The organism is Flavobacterium sp., assembly GCF_025352425.1.
GTDB lineage: Bacteria > Bacteroidota > Bacteroidia > Flavobacteriales > Flavobacteriaceae > Flavobacterium.
In genome coordinates this window covers 1-5,433 of the sequence record NZ_JANXTI010000034.1, presented here as the reverse complement: position 1 = coordinate 5,433, position 5,433 = coordinate 1, and the positions used below count along the sequence as shown (strand labels likewise).

The window sequence follows — 5,433 nt, the reverse complement described above, 5'->3', positions numbered from 1 at the left end:
AAAACTTTTGAAGGTTTTAAAACAAGAATTTTAGCAAAAATAACAGCATTAACATTGGTTCAGTATATCAATAAATTCATATTTGACAGACCAATAAACAATATTAAAAATCAAACAATTTAATTACACCCAACGGGTTACCTTAATCTCTTAATGGTTTAAAATTTGAAATTAATTTTTAATAATGCAACAATTCAATAACAACGAACATCCGCACCGCCGCTATAATCCGTTGCTTGACGAATGGATTTTGGTTTCGCCGCATCGCAATAAACGACCTTGGCAGGGCCAAAAGGAAACGCTGCCGGAAGATAACCGTCCTGAGCACGACGCAAGTTGTTATTTATGCCCGGGAAATGTTCGTGCCAATGGCGTAAAAAATCCTGAATATACTGATTGTTATGTTTTTGAAAATGACTTTTCGGCTTTGCTGAAAGAAGAAGTTAATTATGAAAATAAAAACAATTCTTTATTCAAATTAAAGCCCGAAAGAGGCATCAACAAAGTTGTTTGTTTTTCACCAAAACACAATCTAACTTTACCTGAAATGGAAGTTTCGGATGTTGAAAAAATAGTGCAAACCTGGCGCGAACAATACATCGAATTGGGAAATCATGAATATATCAACTACGTTCAGATTTTTGAAAACAAAGGCAGTGTAATGGGTTGCAGTAATCCTCATCCGCATGGGCAGATTTGGGCCCAATCCTCTTTGCCAACCCAGGTGGAAAAAACACAAAAAAATCTTCAAGTTTATTATGAAAAAAACAACTCTAGCTTACTGAAAGATTATTTGGAAACGGAATTAAAAAAAGAAGATCGCATTGTTTTACAAAATAATCATTATGTTGTAATTGTTCCGTTCTGGGCAACCTGGCCTTATGAAACAATGATTATCAGCAAAAGGCATTTTGGAAATATAACTGAAATGACTAGTGAAGAAACTCAATCTTTTGCAGAAATCATTAAATTAATCACTGTCAAATACGACAATCTTTTCGAAACCTCTTTTCCTTATTCCGCCGGAATTCATCAAACACCAACTGACGGCATTTCACATCCGGAATGGCATTTTCATATGCACTTTTATCCGCCGTTATTGCGAAGTGCTACTGTGAAAAAATTTATGGTCGGCTACGAAATGCTAGGCGAAGCACAACGTGACATTTCTCCGGAGCAAAGTGCCAAATTTTTAAGAGACTTACCAAACCAACATTATAAAACCAAAACCAATTGATATGCAAACCTTAGCAACCAAAGATTACATCGTTTTCTTTCTTTATTTCGTAATCATCGTAGGATATGGATTTTGGATTTACAATCGAAAAAAGAAGGCACAAACCAGCAGTCAGGATTATTTCCTGGCCGAAGGATCTCTTACCTGGTGGGCAATTGGCGCATCGTTAATTGCGAGCAACATTAGCGCCGAGCAATTTATTGGTATGAGCGGAAGCGGTTTTAAAATGGGATTGGCGATTGCAACTTATGAATGGATGGCAGCCGCAACCTTAGTAATTGTTGCTGTGTTTTTTATGCCTGTTTATCTGAAGAACAAAATTTTCACGATGCCACAATACCTCAATAAGCGATATAACAGCAATGTGGCGATGATTATGGCGGTGTTTTGGCTGTTGCTTTACGTATTGGTGAATCTGACTTCTATTTTATATTTAGGTGCTTTGGCGATTAGCAGTATTTCAGGATTGAATATTACTTTCTGCATGATGTTCCTGGCGTTATTTGCCTTAATGATTTCCCTTGGCGGGATGAAAGTTATTGGTTATACCGATGTGATTCAGGTTTTCTTTTTGATTTTGGGCGGATTGGTAACGACTTATCTGGCTTTGAATTTGGTTGCCACCGAATTTGGTTCAACCGGAGTTATCAACGGATTTAATCTGATGACAACGCATGCCAATGAACATTTTCATATGATTTTTGAGAAGTCGAATCCGAATTATATGGACTTGCCGGGACTTTCTGTTTTGATTGGCGGAATGTTAATTATCAACCTGAATTATTGGGGTTGCAACCAATACATTACGCAAAGAGCTTTAGGAGCCGATTTAAAAACAGCACGTGGCGGAATTTTATTCGCTGCTTTTTTAAAATTATTAATGCCGGTTATTGTTGTTTTACCCGGAATTGCGGCGTTTGTTTTATATCAAAACGGGCATTTTCATACGGAAATGTTACAGGACGGCAGTGTGAATCCTGACAGGGCATATCCAATTTTGCTTAACCTCTTACCTGTTGGCTTAAAAGGATTGTCGTTTGCTGCTTTGACTGCCGCAATTGTGGCTTCGTTAGCCGGAAAAGCCAATAGTATAGCGACTATTTTCACGCTGGATATTTATAAAACCAAACTGAATGTTGCTGCCGATGAAAAAAAACTAGTAAAAATTGGAAAAGTAACTATTATAACCGCATTGATTGTTGCTATTGGGGTCGCGCCATTTTTAGGCATAGATAAAAAAGGTGGATTTCAATACATTCAGGAATATACAGGCTTTGTAAGTCCGGGTGTATTTGCAATGTTTATTCTTGGATTCTTTTGGAAGAAAACAACTTCTAACGCGGCTTTGTTTGCTACGATTGGTGGATTCCTTTTCTCGATTGTTTTCAAATTTATGCCAGCTTTTGTTGATTTATCATTCTTGAATCCGATGGGCTTTTCGGTTCCAAATGTGGATGGCATTTACGAAATTCCGTTTATTGACCGTATGGGATTTGTGTTCCTGATTTGTGTTATCGGAATGTATTTTATCAGCATCTATGAAAACAAAAAAGGTGTAAAACCAAACGGATTGGAAGTGGATAAAACGATGTTCCGAATGTTGCCAAGTTTTATTGTTGGAATGCTGATTATTGTGTCGGTTTTAGCTGCTTTATACACTGTGTTCTGGTAGAGGAAAGTCCCTGATACTTTATATTTATGGTGCATCATTTCGAGTATACCAAATAGGAGAAGTAATAATTCTTTTACCATCCGACTCAGTAATATCTATATAATAGTAGCGTGTACTTGAATTACTCAAAGCAGTATGCGTGTAACTTATTGACCCGGTTGTTGTACTAGTCAAAACAGTTGCATTTGTGCCACTACCCGGAACTCCCGAATATATTTTTAATGAAGTAATCGGATTAGAACCGCTAGTAGTTACAGTAATTGTTGGTGCTCCAGATGCAGTTACTATACTCCCTAAAGGATTATTGTTAATTTTAAAAGTAACTTGTGCTGAACAGTCTTCACTAGCATAAAAATGCATTTGACGCATAGCTCCTAATATTTCACTTTCAGTCAAAGAATAAGCTAATACAACGGTTCTTGATGTCGCAGTATGACCATGAGTTACATTATGATTATCATGATCAATAGTTGGGCCTAAATGATAACCTTCAGCCAACATATTTCTATAGAAACTCAAATAAGCCATTGAAGCCGGAGGATCGGAGTAGGTGGTGTTGGTAGAAGTCGATGGACCATTTTCGACTGCTGTCCCCACTATAGCGTCATCTGCCGAAGCGCTATAAGTACTCATAATACCATTAAAATCTGAATTATTAGGATGGGCTAATGTAGCGAAAGCATTAGGACCAAAATTAGTAATAGTAGTAAATAATCCTGAAGTTCCGTTATAATCTCCTTGAGCTACATAAGTTTGATACTGGCCTGAATCCCAGCCTAACAAGTTAGGAACACCATACACCACTACGTGACCACCAGTAGAAATTACTCCCCATTCCATCCCATATAACGCCAAAAAAGTAGATGTTGTCGCAGAAGTTGCCTGAGCACGGCCTAAATTCCAATTATTTAAAGACATTCCGGCACTAACATGGTTGTGCTCACTTATACCTAAAAAATCCATACAATTAGCAGCATCACCATAGGTAAAATCACCCGATGGCAATCCTTTACCATCACTATATTCACTATGTGAATGGAAATTCCCATAGTAAAAATTTAAGGTCGTTGGAGTGATAATAACACTCCCCTTCAAGGGTAAAGAGGTGTTGTAAATAGGCCCGCCAGAACAATTTAAGGCAAAAATAGTAAAATAGTAGGTTGAACCACTTGTTAAATTAGTGGCATTAAAACTTGTTTCTGTACCTCTTTTCAACACAGTAGCATTACCCAATGTGTTCCCGCTATTATACACGCTTCCGTTAACAGGAAGAGCACTTAAACTTGAGGACAAACTATAAACAATCAAATATTCATCAGCGACACAAGCACTAAAAGCCCCAGAAACACTTGTAGTGGTCGGGTTGTTGAAAACCAAACCACTAGGTTGGACGGATGGAATTGTGCAATTCTGATTCAAAGTCGCAATGCTCCCTTTTAAAGGGATAGTAGTCCTATAAATATTTCCACAATTACAAGATGGAGTTGTATATGAAAAAACATAAATATAATAAACACTATTAGAATTGAGTCCGGTACCAATAAATGAAGTTGAAGAACCCGCACTAATAACCTTGGCATTACCAATACTGTTGCCAACAACATAATCTGAATGATCCACAGGTTCGGCAGACAAGGTATTCGATGTACTTACCAATACCAAATATAAATAAGATCCAACACTAGTAAAAGAACCTGAAATACTTGTTACAGTAGAAGCACCAAAAACCAAAGAAGTAGGCTGAACAGTAGGCAATTCCGAAGGTATAGCCGATGTGGAAATACTTCCACTTAAAGGTGAAGTAATATTATAAGCCGGACCATTTGTACAGCCTATATTATTATATGAAAATATAAAAATATAATAAACAGTACTTGGATTCAAGCCATAAACACCAAAAGAGGTGGATGAACCATTACTTACCACAGTAGCATTCCCCAATATACTACCAACAGCATATCCCGAACCATTAACAGGCAAAAAAGTTAATGTAGATGAAGTACTCAATAGTGCTATATAACCATCGGAATTGTTTCCAACAAAAGAAGAAAAAAAACTAGTACTGGTGGTATTTACAAAATTCAAAACAGTAGGTTGAGTAACAGGAGCTAAACAATTTGCGTCAATATTACTTACTATCTTCTCATTACGTTCAAAGGATGATAAACCATTTGAAAAAGCAATTACTGGGAAAATAATAATATAAGACAAACAAATTATGGCTAGATGGGCATATTTCTTTCTCATTTTTAAATTGTGGGTCACGCAAGATAAAAATATTAACGCTCTTTTAAAAAAAACAAGTGAAAACCATCTAATTACAGTTGTTTTCTGAGAAATATTGTACAAGGAAGCCAAACTAAGTCCCTTAATATATTAGGTTTTAACCCGTTGGGTGTAATTATTTGAAGTAAAATAAATTGATTAGATATTGGTCAAGATACTGAAATTCAGTATCTTGATGTCGCCAAACAAACCAATATCTATGTCAAATATAGTAAAAAATTATTTTAGAGTTTTAGAA

At 36.4% G+C, this 5,433-nt stretch carries 3 protein-coding genes and 1 pseudogene; 3 read left to right on the top strand and 1 reads right to left on the bottom strand.

The features are described from left to right. The 3 genes and pseudogenes from Q0Q99_RS05005 to Q0Q99_RS04995 all read left to right on the top strand — a co-directional run. Positions 1-123: pseudogene (locus Q0Q99_RS05005) on the top strand (IS982 family transposase); the annotation flags it as partial. 61 nt (positions 124-184) lie between these two features. Then, positions 185-1,237, top strand: coding sequence for a UDP-glucose--hexose-1-phosphate uridylyltransferase (locus Q0Q99_RS05000; protein WP_293892353.1), 1,053 nt, complete (start codon positions 185-187; stop codon positions 1,235-1,237). A 1-nt stretch (position 1,238) separates the two neighbouring features. Next, positions 1,239-2,909 carry a sodium/sugar symporter gene (locus tag Q0Q99_RS04995; RefSeq protein ID WP_293892350.1) on the top strand — a complete coding sequence of 557 codons (1,671 nt, stop codon included), beginning with the start codon at positions 1,239-1,241 and terminating at the stop codon, positions 2,907-2,909. A 24-nt stretch (positions 2,910-2,933) separates the two neighbouring features. On the opposite strand, the gene Q0Q99_RS04990 is transcribed toward Q0Q99_RS04995, so the two are convergent. Beyond that, positions 2,934-5,156, bottom strand: coding sequence for a CehA/McbA family metallohydrolase (locus Q0Q99_RS04990; RefSeq protein ID WP_293892347.1), 2,223 nt, complete (start codon positions 5,154-5,156; stop codon positions 2,934-2,936). Positions 5,157-5,433: the final 277 nt, after the last annotated feature.